This window comes from Bradyrhizobium sp. SZCCHNRI1029, assembly GCF_032487555.1.
GTDB lineage: Bacteria > Pseudomonadota > Alphaproteobacteria > Rhizobiales > Xanthobacteraceae > Bradyrhizobium.
The window spans coordinates 430,938-452,000 of sequence record NZ_JAUEUK010000003.1 but is presented as its reverse complement, the minus strand read 5'-3'; the positions used below and the strand labels follow the sequence as shown (position 1 = coordinate 452,000).

The following is a 21,063-nucleotide window of genomic DNA, read 5'->3' as shown; positions in this document are numbered from 1 at the left end:
AAGCAGCATTTGGCGAAGGATGACGATTGTTCGATAGGGCGAGGTTGCAGGCGCTCCGGTTAACCCGTCAGCAACCTTAATGGAGTGTAATTGTACCACGTATGGTAGCGGCGTGGCGTAGGTCTCGCGGGAGTGGATGATGCGGTTGGCGTTCTGGCGTGCCGGCGAGAAGACACAGGTTGACGGAGCCTCCGTCCGACCCGTGACAGGCTCGCCATCGTCGGCGGAGCCGGGCCCGGCCGGCGATCTCGATCTCCGGCTGGTCGGCCGCGCCTTGGCACGAAAGCGTGGCTTCATTCTTTTGCCGACGCTGCTCGCTCTCGTTCTGTCGATCACCGCGGTCAACATGATCACGCCGCGCTACAAGTCCGAAGCGCGGATCCTGATCGACGGACGCGAGAACGTGTTCGTGCGGCCGAACGGGGAGCGTACCGAAGAGCGGACGGCACTCGATGCCGAGGCGGTCACGAGCCAGGTGCAACTGGTCCTGTCGCGAGATCTGGCGCGCGACATTATCGCGAAGAACAGGTTGGGCGAGCTGCCGGAGTTTGATCCCGTCCTGCGCGGCGTGTCGCCGCTGAAGTCGGTCTTGGCGATGGTCGGGCTCGTGAAGGACCCGCTTGCCATGACGCCGGACGAACGCGTCATGGATGCCTATTACGAACGCCTGACCGTCTACGCCGTCGACAAATCGCGCGTCCTCGTCGTCGAGTTCCAGTCGCAGGATCCGGCGCTTGCGGCGAAGGTCGCGAATTCGATCGCGGACGGCTATCTCGTTGTTCAGCAGAACGCTCGGCAGGCGCAGGCGAAGTCCGCCAGCCAGTGGCTGGCCGGGGAGATCCAGGGCCTGCGCAAGAAGGTCGAGGAGGCGGAATCGCGGGTCGAGGAGTTCCGCGCCAAGTCGAATTCGTTCATGGGGACCAACAACACCTCGCTGTCCAACCAGCAGATGGGCGAGGTCAATACCCAGCTCAACAATGCGCGCGCCTTGAAATCGGATGCCGAGACCAAGGCGCGGCTGATCCGCGAGATGCTGCAGAGCGGCCAGCCGATCGAGGCGTCCGAGGTGCTCAATTCGGAGCTGATGCGGCGCTTGTCGGAGCAGCGCGTGAGCCTGCGCGCGCAACTTGCGGAACAGTCGTCGACGCTGCTCGACAATCACCCGCGCATCAAGGAACTGAAGGCGCAACTGGCTGATCTCGACCGCCAGATCCGCGACGAGGCCGGCAAGATCTCCCGCTCGCTCGACAGCGACGCGCGCATCGCCGACGGGCGGGTGCAGATGCTGAGCCAGAGCCTCGATCAGGCCAAGAAGCAGGCCACCTCCACCAATGGCCTCGATGTCCAGTTGCGGGCGCTGGAGCGGGATGCCAAATCGCAGCGCGACCTGCTGGAATCGTATCTCGCCAAGTACCGCGAGGCGAACACCCGTGAGTCGCTCGACACGCCGCCGGCGGATGGGCGGATCATCTCGCGGGCGGTGGTGTCCAACACGCCGGCGTATCCGAAGAAGCTGCCGATCGTGCTGATCGCGACATTGGCGACCTTGATGCTGACCTCGGGCGTGGTCATCACCGGCGAGCTGCTGCGCCTCACGGCTCCGCGTGCGGTGGGCCCGGCCGCCCCGGCCATGAGCAGCATGGCCGATGTCATGGTGCTCGCGGCGCGGGTCGAGCCGATGATCGCCCCGCGTACGGTCTCCGCATCGCCGGCCGTTGCACCACCTTCGACGTCGGCGCCGGTTGAGGCCGCGCGTCCGGCTTCGGTACCGCCGCCCCCCACGGCCATGCAGCCAGCCGAGGCGCCGTCGGCCGAGCCGGTCAAGCCTGCGCCGCCACCGCTGAACGAGTTCGAGCAACTCGCCGCCGATCTGCTCGGCGCGAGCGAGGGCGCCCGCAAGGTCACCGTGCTCGGCACGGCCGGCGGCGAGGCCGTCACGTCCACTGCGCTCGCGATCGCCCGCACCATGGCGGCGCAGGCGCGCGTGGTGCTGGTTGACCTCGCCGGCAGCCCGCAACTGCTTGCGGGCGTCTCGGTCGATCCGGCCGCGCCCGGGCTGATCGAGCTGATGCTGGGCGAGGCATCGTTCGCGTCCATCATCACCAAGGACCAGGCCTCGCGGCTGCACATCGTCAATGCTGGCCGTCCCGGCGCCGACCGCAGCCAACTGCAATCGCCGCGGCTCGCGCTCGCGATCGACGCACTGTTGCGCGTCTACGACCACGTCCTGCTCGACGCTGGCAATGCCTCCGACCTGCCGGCCGAGCTGCTGACCGCGGGCGCGCGCGCCGTCGTCGTGCCCGATCCCAAGATGGCTGCCGAGGCGCGCAGCCAGATGAGCGAGCAGCTGCGCGAGGTCGGTTTCGGCGCCGTCACCATGCTGAAGGCACCGGCCGGAGGCGCCAACCGCAACCAGCCGGGGCCGCGCGGCGTCGCCGCCTAATCTTCGGCCCTCTCGTCAGCCTTGGCGGCGCCGCCGCGCGATTGCAGCGCGCCACGCAGCTGTTGTGCCAGACGGAACAGGGCAGGGCTGTGCTTGACGGCATGCTTGGCCCGTCCAACCGCAGCCATCGTCGTCGCGGCGACGCGCCCCCGCGCGGTCAACGACATGAAGCTGTCGAAGATCGGCTCGTCATTCTTGCAGAACATCCGCTTGTAGTCGTCCGATCCGATGCCGAGATCGAGGGCACGAAAATCCTGTTGCGCGTAGTGATCGATGATCGAGCGCATCAGGATCAGTCCGGGACTCCAGCGCGCATTCTCCGACAACGTGTAGGTGTTGAACATCATCGAGAAGCGCGCCCCGTCGGCCACGCCGGCAAACAGTGCGATGATCTCGGCGTCGCAGCGCAGTGCGTGGATATCGATGGCGCGATGCCCGCAGTCGAGCTTTGCCATACAGGCGCTTCGCACGAAGGCCTCGATGCAGGGCTCGGCGAACACGTTCGGCAGCCTCTGCTCGGCCATGCGGATCGGCTTGGTGCGGAAGAACCAGTCGAGCAGTTCGGCGATCTCGGCGTCGCTGCTCGCGACCATGTAGCGGTAGCCGGGCAGCGTCTGCAGCTTCTTTTCCTTGCTCTTCAGCCGCTTTCGGAACGAATTCGACAACAGCGCCGTCGGCGCAGCCCCCGGCGGCATCAACAGCACCGGACAGTCGTTCACCGACGGCTGGTGCGGCCATTGCGCCAGCGGATTGGCGAGATCGCGCCAGCGCTCCGGCTGCTGTGTCAAGGCGAGCAGGTCGACACCGCCGCGATCGCGCAGCCCTGCGAGCAGGACGTCGAGATCGCCGGCGCTGGCGCGCGCGGCGAATTCGCGATCCATCAGCGGCATGTTGAAGGTCGTATGCTTGCCGCCCATGAAGGTGGCGATGCGCACGCCGCAGGCGTGCCGCAACGTCAGCGGCAGCAGCAGCAGCGGGCGTTGCTCGGCATCACGCCCGATGACGATGAACGGCGTCGCATGTTCGCGCGCGCCGACGTCGCGCTGCCATGCGCCGAGCAGATCGAAGCGCTGGTAGGGCGTCGAGACATGTTCGGGGACTTCGAGCGCGCGCCAGACCGGCTCGGCGGCAGCCAGATCGGACACGATCTCCACCCGCGCGAGCCCCGACGGCAGCCGCCGCGCGGGCGCCTGCGCCGTCCGGCTCTCGATCACGGCGGCCATGGTCATCGCGCAGCTCGCGTTGTCGTGGAATTTTGTTGCTTGACGTCAGGAGACCCTCGCAAAGAAGTCTCAACAAAAGGTAATGGCAATGACGTCGTCCCAAATCGGGAATGGCACAAACAAAGACCTGTTCAAATCGGCAGCGGCCACGCGATCTTGACGGCGGACGATCGCTATCATCGGATGGCGGTGATCATGACGCGATCGCGCCACGGTCTGTCCGCATCAGGTGGGCGCGGACGGTCTGGTTTCAAGTGGGATTCGGGGAAGGGGCGCGGGAATTGTCGTCGGACAACAGGTGGCTGCGCAGCGCCCGGCTCGAGCTGGCCTATTTCAGCGGTGGCACGCTGCTCGCGTCGCGCGCCACGGGTGGCGCGGGCGCCGTGCTGCGGTTCGAGCGCGTGCGCCCGCGGCGCAAGGGCGCGTTCCAGCCGCTGAAATGCGCGGAGATCACCCCCGTTTTCCTCGACAAGGTGATCCGGGCGCTGAGGCGCTGGGGCTATGACATCGTCTCGCTCGACGAGGCCTGCGACCGCGCCGTGCGCCTTCCCCAAAGCAGCCGCTTCGCCTGCCTGAGCTTCGACGGCACCGCGAAGGACCTGATCACGCACGCCTATCCGGTGCTGGCGCGCCACGGCGTGCCGTTCACCGTTTACGTGCCCTCGGCCTTCCCCGATGGGCTCGGCGAAGCCTGGTGGCTGGCGCTGGAGGCCGTGATCGCGCGCGAGGCCCGCATCAGCCTTGTGATCGATCATCGTGAGCAGCGCTTCAACGTGGTCACGCCGGCCGAAAAATATGAGCTGTTCGCGTATCTTTCGGCGTGGCTGCGCAAGCTGCCACCGGCCGAGCTGTCGATCGCGATCCGCGACCTCTGCTCGCGCCATTCGGTCGATCTCGCCGCCCTCAGCCGTGAGGCCTCGATGGACTGGGCCGACATCGCCCGTCTTGCCGCCGACCCCAACGTCACGATCGGCAGTGCCACCGTGCACTATCCCGTGCTCGCCAATCTCCGGGATGCCGACGCCCAGCGCGAGATCACGATGGGCAAGGCGGTGCTGGAGACGGCGCTGCGCCGCCCGGTCCGGCACATGGCGTATCCGTTCGGCGACCGCTATTCGTTCCGCCGCAGCGACGTCGTGCTCGCCGAGCAGGCGGGCTTCGTCAGCGCGGCCTCGACGATGCCAGGCGTCGTGCAGAGCGAGGGCCGCACGCATCTGCACATGCTGCCGCGGATCGCCTGGGACGGCCGCTCGCGCTCGCTGCGCGCATTGAAGGTGCTGATGGCCGGCATCACCCTGCCGCGGGAAAAATCCGCGCCGCCGCCCAAGCTCGATCTCGGCTGATCAGCCCTGCTGCCGCTCCGGATCCGGGCGCAGCATCCAGCTCACGATCGGCATCGCCGGCAGCACCCAGCCCATGCCGACGACGACGTAATACACCGCCTGCAGCCAGCCGGAATTGGCGATCAGGGGGAATTGCGCCATCACCATGCCCATCATCGACCAGGCGAAGGCGAGCAGGAGCAGCGCGACGGCGCCGATCAGTTTGCGGGTGCGGATCGTCATGACGGGATTGTCAGCCTCGGCTGGGGCGGCGCGGCTTGCGCGCGATTTCCCCGGGATTATAAGGGCCTGTCAGCCCCGGTTCAATCGAGCGTTCAACGTCCATGACCACGGTTCCCCGCACACGAGATCTCGCCGCGATCCGCATCTGGCTGCTCGCCGTCGCCGGCCTGATCGCGCTGATGGTGCTGGTCGGCGGCGCCACGCGGCTGACCGAATCCGGGCTCTCGATCGTGGAATGGAAGCCGGTCACCGGCACCCTGCCGCCGCTGTCCGCGCAGGCCTGGACCGACGCCTTCGAGGCCTACAAGACCATTCCGCAGTATCGGCAGATGAACGCCGGCATGACCCTGCACGAATTCAAGACCATCTTCTGGTGGGAGTGGAGCCACCGGCTGCTCGGCCGGGTCATCGGCATGGTCTACCTGCTGCCCTTCCTGTGGTTCCTGTGGCGCGGCGCCGTCTCCGGGCCGCTCGGCCGCAGGCTGTGGCTGATCTTCGGCCTCGGCGCGCTGCAGGGCGCGGTCGGCTGGTGGATGGTGGCCTCCGGCCTCACGGAGCGCACCGAGGTGGCGCCGGTCCGTCTCGCGACGCACCTCTCGCTGGCGCTGTTGATCTATGCGTCGATCGTCTGGACGCTGCGGCGGCTCGCGCCGCGCGAGGAGGCCGAGGTGCCGGCGCGGCTGCGGCTGACGGCCTGGGTGCTGGTCGGCGTCACCTTCGTGCAGCTCTATCTCGGCGCGCTGGTCGCCGGCCTGCGCGCCGGCCTCGTCTACAACACCTGGCCCGAGATCGACGGCGGCCTGATCCCGAAGGCGGCCAATCTGTGGATCCATTCGCCGTGGTGGATCAATCTGTTCGAGAACGACCTGACGGTGCAGTTCATGCATCGCATGACCGCCTACACGCTGCTGGCATTGGCAGCCTGGCACGCCTTCGACGTGATGCGTGCCGGCGTCGGCCGCGACGTGGTGCGCGGCGCGCACCGGCTGCTCGCCGCGATCTTGGTGCAGGCCGTGCTTGGGATCTTGACCCTGCTGGCGCTGGTTCCGATCTCGCTCGCGCTGCTGCATCAGGGCACGGCCATCATCGTGCTGACGTTCGCCGTGCTGCAAGCCGAGCGCCTGTCGCCGCGACGTACGGCTGTTGTCGCCGTGCCGCAGGCGGCGGTGGCTGCGGGGCAGGTGGGGTAGAGTTTCTCTTCCGTCATTGCGAGGAGCCGAAGGCGACGAAGCAATCCAGAGTCGCGCGCGGGACTCTGGATTGCTTCCGCCTTCGCTCTTCGAGCTTCGGCGGACAAGTCGCTTCGCTCGCAATGACGTGGAGACATCAGTTTTCATCCTCGCGCGCGATCACGCCGAGCTTTGCCGATCGTTTCACCCTCGAAAACACGCGAGGGCGCGGGGAAGGCCGGATGCCTGGCCGGCACCCATGGCCCGCGTGCAAAGAAAAAAGCACGCGGCGGTCACCACAGGTACGGCCGAAAACACCCGGCCTTCCCCGCGCGATGGTTTTAACGCTTATACGCGATCTCCCCGGGGACCGGGCTGTCTTGCCCCCGTCACCTCATGCGATGCGTGAGCACCGACACGAGACTTAGCGCCAGCGTCGGGGCGCCAGGACCACGCGATTTCGCCGTCCGTGACAAGCCGCTCGTCCGCGCGAACTTTCGTCCGCACACGGCCCGCCACGTCCACCGCATTCCCAATCCCACGCAACTGGACGATCCGGAAGCGCCCCTCGGCTGGACAGGAACAAAAAGAGAACATAAGCTGATTTGCGTCGTTTGGCAAGCGTGGCGTGTCGCGGACATCGCCGGGTGGGGCGGACCATGCAATTCGAGTTCGATTGGGATCCGGCCAAGGCAGAGAGCAATCTGCGCAAGCATGGCGTTGCGTTTGAGCGGGCGATGAGCATCTTCGGCGATCCGTTGGCGCTCTCGCGTCTCGATGACGGATCTGGCGCAGGCGAGGAACGATGGGTTACGATGGGACGCAATATTGCTCACGAGCTACTGCTGGTCGTGCATACGTACACGGAGCTATCGGCAGACCGCGCAGCGATCCGCATCATTTCTGTCCGTCGCCCGACCCGGCGCGAAATCCGCTCCTACGAGAATGGGTGATCCGATGAAGGATGAATACGATTTCTCGAACGCCGAACGCGGCAAGTTCTTTCGCAAGGGCGCGCGAATGCTGCCTCCGGTGCATCTCGAGCCTGATGTGCTCGATCACCTGACCGGGCTGGCCAGCGCGCGGGGCGTATCGTTGACCGAATTGGTCAACACGCTTCTCAAGGAGGATATTGAGCGGATCGAGGCTGCGAAATAGCTCTTTGGGAGTTTCTGCGAGCACCTCATGATGCCTTCGCGACCGCGACACGGTTCGGGCGCGCTCGGACCGCGATCCGGCGTTTCGCGAGGCGTTGTTCCAGGAAGCCGTGAGTGCGCTGCTGCGCGGAGAGGTCGATGACGGCCGCGCCGGCCTGCGTGCGTATATCAACGCAACGATCGGCTTCGAGGCGTTGAGCAACGCGCTCGGGCGGCCGTCGAAGAGCCTGATGCGCATGTTAGGGCCATCCGGCAATCCCACGGCCGAGAACCTGCTTGGCGTGATCGGCGTGTTGCAGGCAGAGACAGGCGTGCAGTTCGACGTGCGCGTCGTGGTCGCGGAGTGAGTTACTGGCGCGCGCGGATCAACAAGATCACAGCTGCTCTCAACCAATGAAGAACGAATACGACTTCTCGAACGCCGCCGCTGATCTCGGCAATATCCGATGGCCGTCCGTCGCAGGCGACCACGGCGGATGAGGCTAGTCTCCGCCGTTGCCGTTGGCACGGATATCGCGAGCTTCAATCGGGCGCATACGCGTCCGGGTCGGGACTGCTGCTGGGCGACTTGAACGCCGCGCGTAAAGCGGCGGGCATCTGGTAGTTGAAGTTGATCCCGGTCGGCGGCACGGGTGACTCGAACCATTTCTTGTAGAGCGCGTCGATGGCGGGGCTCTGATAGAGCTCGGCGGTGACGCGATCGGCGATGGCCTTGAACGGCGCATCGTCCTTGCGCAGCATGATACCGAAAGGTTCGGGCTTGGAGAATGCGTCGTTGCTGATCATGTACGCCGCCGGGTCCTTCGACCGCGCGATGGCGACCGCGAGCTGGACGTCATCGAGCACATAGGCCTGCGCCCGGTCGGTCTCCAGCATCAGGAACGCCTCGGCCTGGTCCTTGGCCGGAACGATGTTGATGCCGAGCTTGCGTTCGACATTGACCTTGTTCAGCTGGGCGATGTTGGTCGATCCGGCGATCGCGACGGCCGTCTTTCCCCTGAGGTCGTCGATCGTCTGGAGCGAGAGCGATTTCTTGGCCGCATAGCGTGTGGCGCTGAGAAAGTGCGTATTGGCAAAGGCCACGAGCTTCTGACGTTCGGCGTTGTTGGTGGTGGAGGCGCACAGGAGGTCGATCGTGCCGTTCGTCATCAGCGGGATGCGATTGGAGGACGTCACCGGAACGGTTTCGATCGTGAGGTCAGGAAGCCCCAGCTCCTTTTTGACCGCATCCGCGATCCGGCCGCAGATGTCGAGCGCGTAGCCCACCGGCTTCTGGTTGCCGTCGAGATAGCTGAACGGCACCGACGATTCCTGGAAGCCGATCGATATCCTGTTCGTCTCCTTGATCTTCTGGAGCGTGCCGGTCAGTTCCTCGGCGCCGGCGGCGTTTGCAGCGAGCGCTGCCGTCAGCAGAAGTCCCCAAATGCGCATCAAAGCCTCTCCTCGCAGCAATCCTCTTCGCGCGTGCAGCGTTGCACGCGCAGCGACGATGCAGCCTCGCTGCGTCCAGCCTGGATGAAAAGGGATAAAACCGCCTTCTTTCTCATTCCTGGAGGTGATGGATCGCCGCGCCGGGCGTCGTCGCCGGGTTCACCTGCCCGGTCTAACCTTCGAGTTGACGGCCGAAATCGCAGGTCTGGCGCGCCAGCTCCGCTACGGCGGCCGCGAAGGCCGAGGGTCTGTCGTTGCGATACATGGCCGCATAGGGCACGGCCGGCAGCGTCGGCTTGACGGGCAGGATGACCAGCTTCTTCTGCTCGAAGAGAGGACGAAAACAGCGTTGCGGAAGATAGCTGATGCCGAGGCCGGCCACGGCGAGCCCGACCAGCGCGGTCAGATTGTCGACCGAGATGGCGCGCTTGAACGAGACGCCGTTGGCCGCGAGCCATTTGTTGACGAAGAGGCCGGAGCCCGAGCGACGGCCCTGCATCAGAATCGTATGATGACCAAGCTCGTCGAAATCGAGGCTCCGGCGCGCTCTGACCAGGCCGGGGCGCGCCGTCCACACGTTCTGCACTTCGGCAAGCCGCACCGACGTCACCTCCGGGTCGGAGAAGACGTCCGGGATGACGACGAGATCGAGGCTGCCCTCGATCAGCCGATCGTAGAGGCTTCGGGAGGTTTCGACTTCAGGCTCGATCATCACCGCCGGATGGGCTTCGCGAATCGCCGAAACCAGACGCGGCAGCCATGTCAGCGCTGACAGCTCCGTCGCCCCAAGCCGCAGGCGGCGGGCCGGTGACTGCCGGCCGTCCTTCAACTCCAGGATCTGGTCCTGCAACGCCAACATCTGTCGGCCAAGAGCAAGAATCTGCTCGCCACGTTCGGTCAGACGAGCCCCGCGCTGGCTGCGATCAAACAGCGGAACGCGCGCGGAGGCCTCCAGCTCCTGGATGCGCTTCGAGATCGCCGATTGCGTCGTGTTCAGCTTGGCCGCGGCGCGTTCGAACGTGCCAAGCTCCGCGATCCAGTTCAAAGCTTCCAGCTGCTTCAGGGTGACCATTTTTCGCATTCAAAAAAGAGATGGATTGATATCTCCATTTATCGGTTTTCTGAATTCAAGACGAGTCCTACACCGCCGAGGCGGGTCGCTATCGGGCGACGCTCTGGACTGTGCAAGACGGGGAGCGAGAATGGGTGAGGGACAAGCGCAGCCTGGTGCGCCGATCGATGCGGCGGTCGTCGCCGCGTTCAAGAGCGTTTCCACGGCCGTGATCAGTGACAACCTTCAGCGGTTGCCTGGTGCAGCCAGTCTACGGCCATTCTATACGGGCTCGCCGATGGCCGGGATCGCGCTGACCGTGAATACGGCGCCGGGGGATAATCTCTTCATTCATCGCGCGCTCGATCTCATCACGCCCGGCGACGTCCTCGTCGTCAATGGCGGCGGCGACGAGACGCGGGCATTGGTCGGCGAGATCATCGCCGCCATCGCGAGGGAACGCGGCGCGGCCGGGATCGTCGTCGACGGCGCGATCAGGGATTCCGGCGTGCTGATGAAGTCCGACTTCCCCGTGTTCGCGCGTGCGGTCAATCACCGTGGCCCCTACAAGAACGGTCCGGGTGCGATCAACGTGCCGGTGTCGATTGGCGGCATGATCGTCACGCCAGGCGATATCGTGGTTGCCGACGCCGACGGAGTGGTCGCTTTCGCGCCGGCGATCGCACCCGAACTGCTCGCCTCCGCCCGCGCGCAGGAGCAGCGTGAAGCCGAAATCCTGGCGAGCATCCGCGCGGGGCGCTATGGCGGTGCCTACGCAAAATAGGCGTCTATTGCGGTCATCCGTACGAGCCTTGGCGGTATGCGGGACCTCGTCCTCGTCGTCCCGGATGTCGCTTCGCTCATCCGGGCTACTTACATGCCAACGGCACCCCGCTCAGCAATACCCATACACGCCACACGCGTAGGGCAGGCGGAACATATAGTTGGTATAGCCTTCGCCGCCGTAATAGGGACCCTGGTAGTCGTAGGAGAAGGCGCGGCCGTAATAGCCGGGCAGCTCCTGGCGGCCGAACAGCAGCGGCGTCGAGGGCCACATCGGGGAGATCAGCGAGTCCTGGTCCCTGACGACGACGACCGTCGGCGGCGGCGCTCTCACGGCGCGGCGGGCCTTGGTGTGCACGATCTTGTCGTGGACGGCCGGCAGGTCGGCCGCGAGCACGACGCCGTTCGCCGCGATGGCCGCCAGCAGCATCATGATCACCAACGTTCGCATCCTGCTCTCCTCGACTTCTGCTCGGGTGGCGTCGGCGCTTCGCGATACATCCACCGCTGCTTTCACGCGGGTCCGGAAGGCGATTCCACGGGCGGCAGGATGAGCCGGGTATGGTTAACGAAATCCTTCCGGCATCCGACAGTTGGCTGCAATCATCCGTAGAAGGACGGGCATTTTCAGCTTTTGTTAAGTTCTGCGGGTGCAAGCTTACTGCTGCCGGCGATTTTGAAGGTCGGCCGAATGCAGCCCGGCCGCTGCGTCCGGGCGCGAAAATCTCTGCTGCATTTCATCAGAGTCTCAGACCAGAAGGTTTCGAGCATGTCGGTGATCATGTTTTCGGCGTCGGCGCGCCAAAATCTCAAATCACGGACCGGCTCAGTCAACGCTGAACTCGCTGCCATCGACGAGGGCGCCGCCGGCCTGCAGGCGCTGTCGGCGAGCCGGCTGATCGCGGCCTCCGCGCTGCCTCTGGCCGGCCAGATGCACGCGCGCCTGTTGCAGCTGATGGGATGATCACCTGGAGTTAACGAGGGCGCGGTCCGAGAAGCCGGCAACGGCCCGGCCGTGGGACGAAGGAGAGCGCGGAAGCCCAAGGGGGCCGCCCGCGCTCTCTTTGTTTTCGGGGCCGCTTGCTGCCTCAGCTGTCAGTTGTTCGTCATGCGCGGGCTTTTCCCGCCTGCGGGGCCGAAGCCCCTTCGGCGCGGCGACGGCCCGCGCATCCACGTCGTCATTGCCGAGGCAAAGACATGAATGGCCGGGACAAGCCCGGCCATGACGTGGTGAGAGATGCGCTCGTCATGCCGCATGTCGACGCGCGGCGCGATCCGTGGAGCGAAACGCGCCTTACGCGCTCAGCGCCTGCTCCAGGTCGGCGATCAGGTCTTCCTTGTCCTCGATGCCGACGGAGATGCGGACGATGTCGGGGCCGGCGCCGGCCTTGATCTTCGCCGCGTCGTCGAGCTGGCTGTGCGTGGTCGAGGCCGGGTGGATCACCAGCGAGCGGGTGTCGCCGACATTGGCGAGATGCGAGAACAGCTTCAGGTTCGACACCAGCTTGACGCCGGCGTCGTAGCCGCCCTTGAGCGAAAAGGTGAACACGGCACCAGCGCCCTTCGGGCAGTATTTGCGCGCCAACGTGTAATACTTGTCCTCGGGCAGGCCGGCGTAGTTCACCGAGGCCACGCCGGGATGCTTGCTGAGATATTCGGCGACCGCCTTGGCGTTGTCGCAGTGCTTCTGCATGCGCAGCGGCAGGGTCTCGATGCCGGTCAGGATCATGAAGGCGTTGAATGGCGACAACGCCGGTCCGAGATCACGCAAGCCCAGCACGCGGCAGGCGATGGCGAAGGCGAAATTGCCGAACGTCTCGTGGAGCCGGATGCCGTGATATTCCGGACGCGGCTGCGTCAGCATCGGGTATTTGTCGCCGCTGCCGGCCCAGTCGAAGGTGCCGGCGTCGACGATGACGCCGCCGATCGAGTTGCCGTGGCCGCCCAAGAACTTGGTCAGCGAGTGCAGGACGATGTCGGCGCCGTGATCGATCGGGCGGATCAGATAGGGCGAGGCCAAGGTGTTGTCGACGATCAGCGGCACGCCCGCCTTGCGCGCCACCTGCGCGACCGCCTCGATGTCGGTGATGGTGCCGCCGGGATTGGCGATCGACTCGATGAATACAGCCTTGGTGCGTGGGCTCACCGCCGCCTCGAAGCTCGCGACGTCATCGGTGTCGGCCCACACCACGTTCCAGCCAAAGCTCTTGAACGAATGCGTGAACTGGTTGATCGAGCCGCCATAGAGTTTTCGCGCGGCGATGAACTCGTCGCCGGGGGACAGCAACTGCTGCAGCGCCACGACCTGCGCGGCATGGCCCGAGGCAACGGCAAGCGCGGCGGTGCCGCCCTCGAGCGCGGCGACGCGCTCCTCCAGCACGGCGTTGGTCGGGTTGCCGATGCGGGTGTAGATGTTGCCGAATGCCTGCAGCCCGAACAGCGAGGCGGCGTGGTCGGCATCGTTGAACACGAACGACGTGGTCTGGTAGATCGGCGTCGCCCGCGCGCCGGTGGTCGGGTCGGGCTGGGCGCCGGCGTGAATGGCAAGGGTGGCAAATCCCGGGGGACGTTCGGTCATGGTGTTTCCTCTTGGCTTGATCCGTTGCGCGCCGGCGCCGGCTGGCGCAGGGATCGATGATGGGAGACGGTGTCGATAGCGCGCATCGTGCGCCTCCGCGTCATCCCGGCGGAGGACATTTGCCAGCGGCCAGGATGGCGTCAAGGCTGCCGGCGCCGATCGCTCCGATTTGAAATGCGCTGCTGTGTCGCGCCGTCGTCGCGACACGTTCCTTTCGCAGATGCGTCAGGCGGGATCGCTTCTGTTCTTCGCGGCGCGGTCGGCCGCGGCCGTCGTGCCGCCGCCGACGCTGGTGCGGTTCAGCGACAGCCGCATGCCTTGGGTCGGGATCGGCGCGCGCTTGGCGCTGATGGTGCGCGAGTTGACGCCCATCCAGGAGATCTCCGACGACAGCCGGCCATATTCGATCTTGGGGCAGCGGTTCATCACGACCTTCAGTCCAGCGGCCTCGGCCTTTTCGGCCGCCGCATCGTCACGCGCGCCGAGCTGCATCCAGATCACCTTCGGCAAAGGTGAGAGCTTCAGCGCCTCGTCGACGACGGGCATGATGTGCTGCGAGCTCCGGAAGATGTCGACCATGTCGAGCGGGCGGCCAATGTCGGCGAGCGAGGCGACGAAGGGGCGGCCCATCAGGCTCTTGCCGACATGGCCGGGGTTCACCGGGATCATGTCGTAGCCGCGCTGCACCAGATATTTGAAGGCGAAGAAGCTCGGCCGGATCTCCGACGGCGAGGCGCCGACCATCGCGATCACCTTCACGCCGTTGAGAATGCCGCGGATGTAGTCGTCGGGATAGGTGTCGTGATTCATGGCGGGACGCTTCTATTAGTTATTGTCATTCCGGGGCGTGCGCAGCACGAGCCCGGAATCCATACTCCCGATCGTGGTTATGGATTCCGGGCTCGCCCTCCGGGCGCCCCGGAATGACGAGCCAGTTTCAGTTTCTGTCATTGCGAGGAGCACTTGCGACGAAGCAATCCAGGGGCTCGAGCGGGACTCTGGATTGCTTCGCTGCGCTCGCAATGACGAAGGAGAGAGCAGGGCGAGCTTCACTCGTCCCGCCAATTCGGCGTCCGCTTCTCGATGAAGGCGCCGATGCCTTCCTCGGCGTCGCGGGCGAGCATGTTCTGCGTCATCACCTCTGCCGCATAGCGATAGGCGTCGGCAAGGCTCATCTCGGCCTGGCGGTAGAATGCCTCCTTGCCGAGCTTGATCGTATAGGCCGATTTGCGCGCCACTTGTTGTGCCAGCGCAATCGCGGTGTCGCGTTCCGTGCCGGCCGTGACCACGCGGTTGACGAGGCCCAATTCGCGGGCGCGGACAGCGGGAACCGGCTCGCCGGTCAGCAGCATCTCCATCGCCTGCTTGCGGGGTACGTTGCGCGACAGCGCCACCATCGGCGTCGAGCAGAACAGGCCGATGTCGACGCCGGGCGTGGCGAACGAGGCGCGCTCGGAGGCGACGGCGAGATCGCAGCTCGCGACCAGTTGACAGCCGGCGGCGGTGGCGATGCCCTGCACGGACGCGACAACCGGCTTGGGCAGATGCACGATCGCCTGCATCATCGCGCTGCAGGCGTTCATCAGCCGGGCGAAGAAGGCGCGGCCGCGGTCGGCCTCGCTGCGATGCGCGGTGAGTTCCTTGAGGTCATGGCCGGCGCAGAACGCAGGGCCATTCGCTGCGATCACCACGGCGCGCACGGCCTTGTCGGCGCCGATCTCGGCCAGGGCCCGATGCAGCTCTGCGATCAGCGGCTCCGACAGGCTGTTGCGCTGTGCCGGGCGGTTGAGCGTGAGCACGGCGACGGGGCCCGCCATCTCGCGCAACAGAATCGGCGTATCGGCGGCGTCGGCGAGGGCAGGGACGGACATTGCGATTTCCATATGGGCGCATCGATGCAGCTAATGTAACAGATGAGCAACGACGAGAGCAGGGGGAGAGATGACGGCGAAGATGACCATCGCGGAGCTGGAAGCGTTCCTGCACGCGGAATTTCCCCAGGCGTTCCGCACCGGCGGTGACATTTCGATCGAGAGCGCCGACGGCAAGAGCTGCCGGATGCGCCAGCGCTTCAATGAGCGCATGTTGCGCCCCGGCGGCACCGTCTCCGGGCCGACATTGATGGCGCTGGCCGATTTCGCGATGTACGTGGTGCTCTTGTCGGCGATCGGTCCGGTCGGTCTTGCGGTGACCACGAATCTCAACATCAACTTCCTGCGCAAGGGCGCGGCCGGCGCCGATGTGCTGGCGGAGGCGCGGCTGCTCAAGCTCGGCAAGCGGCTCGCGGTCGGCGAAGTCATGCTGCTGTCAGGGGAATCGCCCGATCCGATCGCCCATGTCACGGCGACCTATTCCATTCCGAATGCGTAGGGTTTTCGAGGGTATTATTGCACCATATTTGCAAGCTGCTGTTTTTGTTGCATTAATTTGACGCCGATGGCGTTGACGAATGCAGGCCGCTTCTCTAGAAGCTGCGACCAGTTCGGTGCGTCACCCGCGCCGCATTCTCCCTGTCACGGATATCTCTCATGAAAACCTTTTCGGCAAAGCCGGCCGAGGTCCAGAAGAAGTGGGTCGTGATCGACGCCAAGGGTCTGGTCGTCGGCCGTCTCGCCACGCTGGTCGCCATGCGGCTGCGCGGCAAGCACCTCCCGATCTACACGCCGCACGTCGACTGCGGCGACAACGTCATCATCGTCAATGCCGCGCACGCCGTGCTGACCGGCCGCAAGCGCGAGCAGAAGGTGTACTACAAGCACACCGGCTATGTCGGCCACGTCAAGGAGCGCACCGCGCGCCAGATCCTCGAGGGCCGCTTCCCCGAGCGCGTGATCGAGAAGGCCATCGAGCGCATGATCCCGCGCGGGCCGCTCGGCCGCGTGCAGATGGGCAATCTGCGTGTCTATGGCGGACCCGATCATCCGCACGAAGCGCAGAACCCCGAGAAGATCGACATCGCCAAGTTGAACCGCAAGAACACGAGGGCCGCATAAGATGGCCGAAAGCATCCAGTCTCTCGATCAGCTGTCGCAGCTCAAGGGGGCCGTCACGGCTCCCGACGCTCCGAAGTATGAGAAGAAGGTCGACAAGTTCGGCCGCGCCTATGCCACCGGCAAGCGCAAGGACGCGGTCGCCCGCGTCTGGATCAAGCCGGGCTCCGGCAAGGTCACCGTCAACACCCGCGACATCGAGGTCTACTTCGCCCGTCCGGTGCTTCGCATGATGATCGAGCAGCCGATGGTCGTCGCTGCCCGCAAGGGCCAGTACGACGTGATCTGCACGGTCGCCGGCGGCGGCCTGTCCGGCCAGGCCGGTGCGGTCCGTCACGGCCTGTCCAAGGCGCTGACGAATTTCGAGCCGGAGCTGCGCGGCGTCCTCAAGAAGGGCGGCTTCCTGACCCGCGACTCGCGCGTCGTCGAGCGTAAGAAGTACGGCAAGGCCAAGGCCCGCCGCTCCTTCCAGTTCTCGAAGCGCTGATCGCCTGGCTCCGGCTCCGTCCGGATCCATCAGCTTCAAATACGAACGGGCGCCCTCGCGGGCGCCCGTCTTGCTTTTGACGCAGGCTTGCGCGGGTCAGGCGCTGGCGCGGCGCGCGGTCAGCCATTGGCTCGGCGCCAGCGGTTTCGACACCACGCGGACCTCGCCGATGCTGCCGATGAAGCCGTCCGACGGCGCGCGGTCCCACCAGCCGCAGCCGAGTGCCCAGGGCTGCGACGCGGCCGTCGAGGCGATGCCGTTGCCGCCGATGACGCTGCGCACGACCGGCGCGCCCTCGATGTAGAGCACGGTCGAATTGTCGGCGGGATCGTTGACGATCGCGAGGTGATACCAGGTGTCGAGCATGATCTCGCCGGACCAGTCGGTCTGCGGCTGCCGGGTCGAACTCGACGGCACGATCTCCCACTGCACCTCGCGCAGGTTCGAGATCGCAAACAGGATCGGCGGCGATTCCGGATCGCCGCCGGCGTAGCCCGGCAGCCAGCCGCGGTTGCCGAAGCGGGTCAGGATGTTGCACCAGGCGTGGTCGGCGGCCTTCCAGTTCGGATCGATCTTGATGAAGGCTTCGACGGTGTAGCCGGATGCGAGCGTTGCCGCGTTGATCGGCGCGTTGGCCGCGGTCGTGAACCAGCTGAAGCGGCCGGCGCCCTGCTTGGTCGTGTTGAGGAACTGCACGCTGCCCGGCGCCGACGACAGGCGATGCTTGTCGGCTGTGAAGACGACGTCGGCGACCTGGGCGGCACCCGCCAGCGTGGCGCGCTGCATCGGGTTGGCGGCGGTGAGGTCCGACAGCGCGGTGCCGGCGGCCACGGCCTTGCCGATCGCCGACGACGTGATCCGCCAATGCGCAACGGTCTCGGCCACGAGCGGATAGTCCTGCTCGTTCGCGGGCGGCACCACCACCGGTTCGGGCGCCTCGGTGTAGTTGACGTAGAGATCCTGCTTGAGGCGCGGCAGGATCGGCGTGCCGGCGAAGGCCGGCAGATGGCAGAAATTGGTGAAGCGTGAAAACCGCCGGCGGAAGTCGATGGGAATCGAGAACGCGTGATTGTCCTCGGACAGCCAGGCGCGGTCGAACTGCTTCAGGCTGTCCTTCGGCTTCTCGACCACCCAGGGCGAGAACGAGGCGACGTCGATCTTGTTGGCCGTGAAGTCGAACTCGTACAGCCGCATCAGGCCGTTGCCGCCCTGATAGGCCATCTGATAGTCGACCACCATCTGGTGGACGGGGTTGTGGAAGTCGTTGATCTTCGTCAGCAGCGCGCCACCGTGATAGTGGCCGTTCAGGGTCATGAAGATCTGGTCGTTGCTGCGGATCAGCTTCTCCCACAGGTACTGGCCGTAGGCGACCTCGAGCGGGCTCGTGCCGTCATTGGCGATGTTCAGCAACTGGTGATTGGCGAGGATCACCGGCAGCATCGGATGCCGCGCGATCATGCTGCGCGCCCAGGCGATCGCATCGTCCGAGGCGCGCCACGACAGCGACAGCACCATGAAACTGACGCCGCAGGCATGGAACACATGCGCCTCGTGCCAGCCGCTCGGATGCCGCTCCAGGAAGGTCCGCTGCTTCGCGGCGCGGCTCGTCGGAAACCATGTGAGATAAGGCTCGGATGAAGCGCGCTGCGCATCGGTGCCCGCGCCCTGGCTCGCCGCGCTCTCGAACTCCAGCGCCGACAGCACGTCGTGATTGCCGGCTAGCACCGAATAGGGCCGGCCGGCATTTTCCAGCAGCTTCATCGCGGCATCGGCGACCGCCCATTGCTGCGGATGCTTGGACTGGTCGACGACGTCGCCGAGGTGGATCGTGAACGGGATGTGGTACTTCGCTGCGTTGTCGACGATGAACTGCGTCTGCGCGGGGTAGGGCGTGCTGCCATATTGGCGCTGATAGGATTGGCCTTCTTCTGACGTCGCATAGCGCGAGTAGAACTGCGTATCGGGAAGGACGGCGAGCGCGAAGCTGGTCGTGACGTGACGATGGTGATGGTGCATGCGCCAATGCGCGTGCGCCGCCTGGCCGGGCAGCAGGCTGGCGCCGAGGCCGAGCGCCGAGACGCCCATGGCATTGCGCAGCAGGGTGCGGCGATCGACGCCCTGCGCCGGCTGCGGGTCGCGCGCCGGATGATCGCCTGCGGCCGCCTTGTTGTTCGATGAATCGTCTTCGAAAGACATCCTTGTCCCCACCTCGAGCGGCGGATCGCGCCGCGGTCGGGACGTGTTAGGGAGAGATGATCTCAAATTTGAGAAGGTTTCTTATCGTTTCGATGAGTGTTCGCCGCAGGACGGGAAACCATTGATTCCGCACGATGGGGCGCACAACTATCAATGAATGACGCTGTGCCGTGTACAATCAGGGCGGGCGGTCGCGCGGATTGCCCCGGCATTTTTGAATCCTGTTTGCAGATTTCTTGCGCAGCAATTTGCTGACGAGTTGTGCCGAGCTTTTCGAGAAAACTTGGTATCCCAGGCAAACCTCTTTCCAACAAACCGCCCGCTAGGTTGATCGCGATAAGGCCGCGCTAACCCTGAATTTCCGCGCCGCCGCAGCAAGCGAGGTGATCGATGGCGCTTGATAGCATGACGCTCGACATCGTAGCGACCATGGTCGCAGCGCTGCTTGGCGCTATGTTGCTCCACTTCGGCCGGCAGGAGAACACGCCGGCGCTGCGCTGGTGGGGCGCGGCCTACGTCCTCGGCGCGGTCGCGATCGCGCTGTGGACCTTGATCGGCGAGCTCTACGGCGAGGTGGTGTCGCTGTTCCTGAGCTCCATCGGCCTGATCGCCACCGCCATGGTGTGGAACGCCGCGCGCGTGTTCCACGGCAAGCCGGCGAGCGTGCCCGGGCTCGTGCTCGGCGCGACGGTCTGGATCGCCAGCGGCATGCTGCTCGATGCGTCGGCGCAGGCGCTGCGGCTGACGATCGGCGCAGCGATCGTCGTGATCTACGCCATGCTGACCGCGGCCGAGCTGTGGCAGGAGCGGCGGCGGACCCTGCACAAGCGCTGGCCGGCGCTGATCGTACCGGTGATGCATGGCTTCGTGCTGATGTTGCCGATCCTGCTCGGCAACATGCTGCGCGATTCCGACGGCGCCTTCGCCGCCGCCTGGGTCACGATCTTCTCGATCGAACTCGTGCTGTATGCGGTCGGCACCGTGTTCGTGATCTTCATGCTGGTGTCCGAGCGCATCGTCAGCGCCCACAAGCGCGCGGCGACCACCGACCCGCTGACGGGCCTGCTCAACCGCCGCGGCTTTGCCGAGTCCTGCGCGCAGCTGATCGAGCGCGAGGCGCGCGAGCAGCGCCCGGTCAGCGTGCTGATCTTCGACATCGATCATTTCAAGTCGATCAACGACCGCTTCGGTCACGCCGAGGGCGACGAGGTCCTGAAGCTGTTCGCAAACGTCGTGGTCAACAATCTACGCCTCACCGATCTCTCGGGCCGGATCGGCGGCGAGGAGTTCGCAGCACTTCTGCCCTGTTCCATCGAAGAGGCCATGGTCGCCGCCGAGCGTGTCCGCGAGGCGTTCGCGGCCTCCGGCGTGGTGTGCGAGGACAAGCCGGTCGATACCACCGTCAGCATCGGCGTTGCCGGCGGGCCGGGCGGGACCGATCTCGACGTGCTGCTCGCGGCCGCCGATACCGCGCTCTACAAGGCCAAGCGCTCCGGTCGCAACCGGGTCGAGGCCTCGGCGGAGCTGCCGCTGTCGCTCGACCGCTACCGCCGCCAGCGCGCTGCCGCGGCTGCCAGCCTGCCGCAGTCGGGAGAGGCGGTGTTGTCCAGCTGAGGTGCGGCTTTCGCTCTCCCGAGGTCTGGGCTAGACAAGCGGCCCACACCAGGGGAGGCCGACAGAACATGATCACGGAAATCGCCCAGATCGACGTCAAGCCGGGCACGGAGAAGGATTTCGAGGCCGCGGTCGCGAAAGCACGCGCCGCCTTCGGCCGCTCCAAGGGCTTTCACGGCTTCGAGCTGCACAAATCGATCGAGAAGCCGCAGCGCTACCGCCTGATGGTGAAGTGGGAAACGCTCGAGAACCACACGGTCGATTTCCGCGGCTCGGAGAACTTCACCGAATGGCGTGGCCTGGTCGGGCAGTATTTTGCCAATCCTCCGGATGTCGAGCACACCGAGACGGTCCTGACCTCGGCCGGCTGAGGCAG

22 protein-coding genes are annotated in these 21,063 nt (G+C 65.6%); 13 read left to right on the top strand and 9 right to left on the bottom strand.

Features of this window, described 5'->3' with window-relative positions:
* The first annotated feature begins 139 nt into the window (after window positions 1-139).
* Window positions 140-2,443, top strand: coding sequence for a lipopolysaccharide biosynthesis protein (locus QW861_RS11245; RefSeq protein WP_315755019.1), 2,304 nt, complete (start codon window positions 140-142; stop codon window positions 2,441-2,443).
* On the opposite strand, the gene QW861_RS11240 is transcribed toward QW861_RS11245, so the two are convergent.
* Complete coding sequence (locus tag QW861_RS11240; RefSeq protein WP_315755017.1) at window positions 2,440-3,672, bottom strand: GNAT family N-acetyltransferase; 1,233 nt, start codon at window positions 3,670-3,672, stop codon at window positions 2,440-2,442. The two genes, QW861_RS11245 and QW861_RS11240, sit on opposite strands and share 4 nt — an antisense overlap.
* A 275-nt stretch (window positions 3,673-3,947) precedes the next feature.
* Between QW861_RS11240 and QW861_RS11235 the strand changes: the two genes are divergently transcribed.
* Complete coding sequence (locus QW861_RS11235) at window positions 3,948-5,009, top strand: polysaccharide deacetylase family protein (RefSeq protein WP_315755015.1); 1,062 nt, start codon at window positions 3,948-3,950, stop codon at window positions 5,007-5,009.
* On the opposite strand, the gene QW861_RS11230 is transcribed toward QW861_RS11235, so the two are convergent.
* A complete protein-coding gene (locus QW861_RS11230; protein WP_315711497.1) occupies window positions 5,010-5,231 on the bottom strand; it encodes a DUF2842 domain-containing protein in 222 nt (73 codons plus the stop codon).
* Between the two features lie 101 nt (window positions 5,232-5,332).
* Between QW861_RS11230 and QW861_RS11225 the strand changes: the two genes are divergently transcribed.
* The 4 genes from QW861_RS11225 (at window position 5,333) to QW861_RS11210 (ending at window position 7,904) form a co-directional block, all read left to right on the top strand.
* Window positions 5,333-6,421, top strand: a complete 1,089-nt coding sequence (locus QW861_RS11225) for a COX15/CtaA family protein (protein ID WP_315755012.1) — start codon at window positions 5,333-5,335, stop codon at window positions 6,419-6,421.
* A 638-nt stretch (window positions 6,422-7,059) separates the two neighbouring features.
* Window positions 7,060-7,353, top strand: coding sequence for a BrnT family toxin (locus QW861_RS11220; protein ID WP_315750855.1), 294 nt, complete (start codon window positions 7,060-7,062; stop codon window positions 7,351-7,353).
* Window positions 7,354-7,357: 4 nt separating this feature from the next.
* Window positions 7,358-7,558 carry a hypothetical protein gene (locus QW861_RS11215; protein WP_315738305.1) on the top strand — a complete coding sequence of 67 codons (201 nt, stop codon included), beginning with the start codon at window positions 7,358-7,360 and terminating at the stop codon, window positions 7,556-7,558.
* Between the two features lie 109 nt (window positions 7,559-7,667).
* Window positions 7,668-7,904 (top strand): transcriptional regulator, encoded by a 237-nt coding sequence (locus QW861_RS11210; protein WP_315750857.1) that lies wholly within the window; start codon window positions 7,668-7,670, stop codon window positions 7,902-7,904.
* 175 nt (window positions 7,905-8,079) lie between these two features.
* Here the strand turns inward: QW861_RS11210 and QW861_RS11205 are convergent, their stop codons facing one another.
* Window positions 8,080-8,988, bottom strand: a complete 909-nt coding sequence (locus QW861_RS11205) for an amino acid ABC transporter substrate-binding protein (RefSeq protein WP_315750858.1) — start codon at window positions 8,986-8,988, stop codon at window positions 8,080-8,082.
* A 172-nt stretch (window positions 8,989-9,160) separates the two neighbouring features.
* The gene (locus QW861_RS11200; RefSeq protein WP_315711504.1) at window positions 9,161-10,060 is read right to left on the bottom strand and encodes a LysR family transcriptional regulator; all 900 of its coding nucleotides are present in this window, start codon (window positions 10,058-10,060) and stop codon (window positions 9,161-9,163) included.
* A gap of 130 nt (window positions 10,061-10,190) precedes the next feature.
* Between QW861_RS11200 and QW861_RS11195 the strand changes: the two genes are divergently transcribed.
* Entirely contained in the window at window positions 10,191-10,823 is a 633-nt protein-coding gene (locus QW861_RS11195; RefSeq protein ID WP_315750859.1) for an RraA family protein, read from the top strand.
* A gap of 111 nt (window positions 10,824-10,934) precedes the next feature.
* On the opposite strand, the gene QW861_RS11190 is transcribed toward QW861_RS11195, so the two are convergent.
* Window positions 10,935-11,273, bottom strand: coding sequence for a hypothetical protein (locus QW861_RS11190; RefSeq protein WP_315750861.1), 339 nt, complete (start codon window positions 11,271-11,273; stop codon window positions 10,935-10,937).
* Between the two features lie 240 nt (window positions 11,274-11,513).
* Between QW861_RS11190 and QW861_RS11185 the strand changes: the two genes are divergently transcribed.
* A complete protein-coding gene (locus QW861_RS11185) occupies window positions 11,514-11,786 on the top strand; it encodes a hypothetical protein (RefSeq protein WP_315750862.1) in 273 nt (90 codons plus the stop codon).
* A gap of 330 nt (window positions 11,787-12,116) precedes the next feature.
* Here the strand turns inward: QW861_RS11185 and QW861_RS11180 are convergent, their stop codons facing one another.
* The 3 genes from QW861_RS11180 to QW861_RS11170 all read right to left on the bottom strand — a co-directional run bounded on the left by QW861_RS11180 (window position 12,117) and on the right by QW861_RS11170 (window position 15,271).
* The gene (locus QW861_RS11180) at window positions 12,117-13,400 is read right to left on the bottom strand and encodes an O-acetylhomoserine aminocarboxypropyltransferase (protein ID WP_315750864.1); all 1,284 of its coding nucleotides are present in this window, start codon (window positions 13,398-13,400) and stop codon (window positions 12,117-12,119) included.
* A 225-nt stretch (window positions 13,401-13,625) separates the two neighbouring features.
* Window positions 13,626-14,210 carry a CoA-binding protein gene (locus QW861_RS11175; protein ID WP_315750866.1) on the bottom strand — a complete coding sequence of 195 codons (585 nt, stop codon included), beginning with the start codon at window positions 14,208-14,210 and terminating at the stop codon, window positions 13,626-13,628.
* A 239-nt stretch (window positions 14,211-14,449) separates the two neighbouring features.
* The gene (locus QW861_RS11170; protein WP_315750868.1) at window positions 14,450-15,271 is read right to left on the bottom strand and encodes an enoyl-CoA hydratase; all 822 of its coding nucleotides are present in this window, start codon (window positions 15,269-15,271) and stop codon (window positions 14,450-14,452) included.
* Window positions 15,272-15,341: 70 nt separating this feature from the next.
* Here QW861_RS11170 and QW861_RS11165 point away from each other — a divergent pair, with 70 nt between their 5' ends.
* From QW861_RS11165 to rpsI, 3 genes are all read left to right on the top strand, one after another.
* A complete protein-coding gene (locus tag QW861_RS11165) occupies window positions 15,342-15,770 on the top strand; it encodes a PaaI family thioesterase (RefSeq protein WP_315750870.1) in 429 nt (142 codons plus the stop codon).
* Window positions 15,771-15,928: 158 nt separating this feature from the next.
* Window positions 15,929-16,393: a 50S ribosomal protein L13 gene (rplM, locus tag QW861_RS11160; protein ID WP_315711511.1), complete on the top strand. Its 465-nt coding sequence runs from the start codon at window positions 15,929-15,931 to the stop codon at window positions 16,391-16,393.
* Between the two features lies 1 nt (window position 16,394).
* On the top strand, window positions 16,395-16,877 hold the full coding sequence (rpsI, locus tag QW861_RS11155) for a 30S ribosomal protein S9 (protein WP_172109671.1): 483 nt from the start codon (window positions 16,395-16,397) through the stop codon (window positions 16,875-16,877).
* A gap of 96 nt (window positions 16,878-16,973) precedes the next feature.
* On the opposite strand, the gene QW861_RS11150 is transcribed toward rpsI, so the two are convergent.
* Window positions 16,974-19,073 (bottom strand): LamG-like jellyroll fold domain-containing protein, encoded by a 2,100-nt coding sequence (locus QW861_RS11150; protein ID WP_316193067.1) that lies wholly within the window; start codon window positions 19,071-19,073, stop codon window positions 16,974-16,976.
* Between the two features lie 390 nt (window positions 19,074-19,463).
* Between QW861_RS11150 and QW861_RS11145 the strand changes: the two genes are divergently transcribed.
* Window positions 19,464-20,687, top strand: a complete 1,224-nt coding sequence (locus QW861_RS11145; protein WP_315711515.1) for a GGDEF domain-containing protein — start codon at window positions 19,464-19,466, stop codon at window positions 20,685-20,687.
* A 68-nt stretch (window positions 20,688-20,755) separates the two neighbouring features.
* Window positions 20,756-21,058 carry an antibiotic biosynthesis monooxygenase family protein gene (locus QW861_RS11140; protein WP_315711517.1) on the top strand — a complete coding sequence of 101 codons (303 nt, stop codon included), beginning with the start codon at window positions 20,756-20,758 and terminating at the stop codon, window positions 21,056-21,058.
* Window positions 21,059-21,063 lie beyond the last annotated feature (5 nt).

Excerpts from the sequence above, each read along its gene's own strand:
- QW861_RS11245 (WP_315755019.1), top strand. The coding sequence starts at position 140 with ATGCGGTTGGCGTTCTGGCGTGCCGGCGAGAAGACACAGGTTGACGGA.
- QW861_RS11240 (WP_315755017.1), bottom strand. The coding sequence starts at position 3,672 with ATGACCATGGCCGCCGTGATCGAGAGCCGGACGGCGCAGGCGCCCGCG.
- QW861_RS11230 (WP_315711497.1), bottom strand. The coding sequence starts at position 5,231 with ATGACGATCCGCACCCGCAAACTGATCGGCGCCGTCGCGCTGCTCCTG.
- QW861_RS11225 (WP_315755012.1), top strand. The coding sequence starts at position 5,333 with ATGACCACGGTTCCCCGCACACGAGATCTCGCCGCGATCCGCATCTGG.
- QW861_RS11220 (WP_315750855.1), top strand. The coding sequence starts at position 7,060 with ATGCAATTCGAGTTCGATTGGGATCCGGCCAAGGCAGAGAGCAATCTG.
- QW861_RS11215 (WP_315738305.1), top strand. The coding sequence starts at position 7,358 with ATGAAGGATGAATACGATTTCTCGAACGCCGAACGCGGCAAGTTCTTT.
- QW861_RS11205 (WP_315750858.1), bottom strand. The coding sequence starts at position 8,988 with ATGCGCATTTGGGGACTTCTGCTGACGGCAGCGCTCGCTGCAAACGCC.
- QW861_RS11200 (WP_315711504.1), bottom strand. The coding sequence starts at position 10,060 with ATGGTCACCCTGAAGCAGCTGGAAGCTTTGAACTGGATCGCGGAGCTT.
- QW861_RS11195 (WP_315750859.1), top strand. The coding sequence starts at position 10,191 with ATGGGTGAGGGACAAGCGCAGCCTGGTGCGCCGATCGATGCGGCGGTC.
- QW861_RS11190 (WP_315750861.1), bottom strand. The coding sequence starts at position 11,273 with ATGCGAACGTTGGTGATCATGATGCTGCTGGCGGCCATCGCGGCGAAC.
- QW861_RS11185 (WP_315750862.1), top strand. The coding sequence starts at position 11,514 with ATGCAGCCCGGCCGCTGCGTCCGGGCGCGAAAATCTCTGCTGCATTTC.
- QW861_RS11180 (WP_315750864.1), bottom strand. The coding sequence starts at position 13,400 with ATGACCGAACGTCCCCCGGGATTTGCCACCCTTGCCATTCACGCCGGC.
- QW861_RS11175 (WP_315750866.1), bottom strand. The coding sequence starts at position 14,210 with ATGAATCACGACACCTATCCCGACGACTACATCCGCGGCATTCTCAAC.
- QW861_RS11170 (WP_315750868.1), bottom strand. The coding sequence starts at position 15,271 with ATGTCCGTCCCTGCCCTCGCCGACGCCGCCGATACGCCGATTCTGTTG.
- QW861_RS11165 (WP_315750870.1), top strand. The coding sequence starts at position 15,342 with ATGACGGCGAAGATGACCATCGCGGAGCTGGAAGCGTTCCTGCACGCG.
- rplM (WP_315711511.1), top strand. The coding sequence starts at position 15,929 with ATGAAAACCTTTTCGGCAAAGCCGGCCGAGGTCCAGAAGAAGTGGGTC.
- rpsI (WP_172109671.1), top strand. The coding sequence starts at position 16,395 with ATGGCCGAAAGCATCCAGTCTCTCGATCAGCTGTCGCAGCTCAAGGGG.
- QW861_RS11150 (WP_316193067.1), bottom strand. The coding sequence starts at position 19,073 with ATGTCTTTCGAAGACGATTCATCGAACAACAAGGCGGCCGCAGGCGAT.
- QW861_RS11145 (WP_315711515.1), top strand. The coding sequence starts at position 19,464 with ATGGCGCTTGATAGCATGACGCTCGACATCGTAGCGACCATGGTCGCA.
- QW861_RS11140 (WP_315711517.1), top strand. The coding sequence starts at position 20,756 with ATGATCACGGAAATCGCCCAGATCGACGTCAAGCCGGGCACGGAGAAG.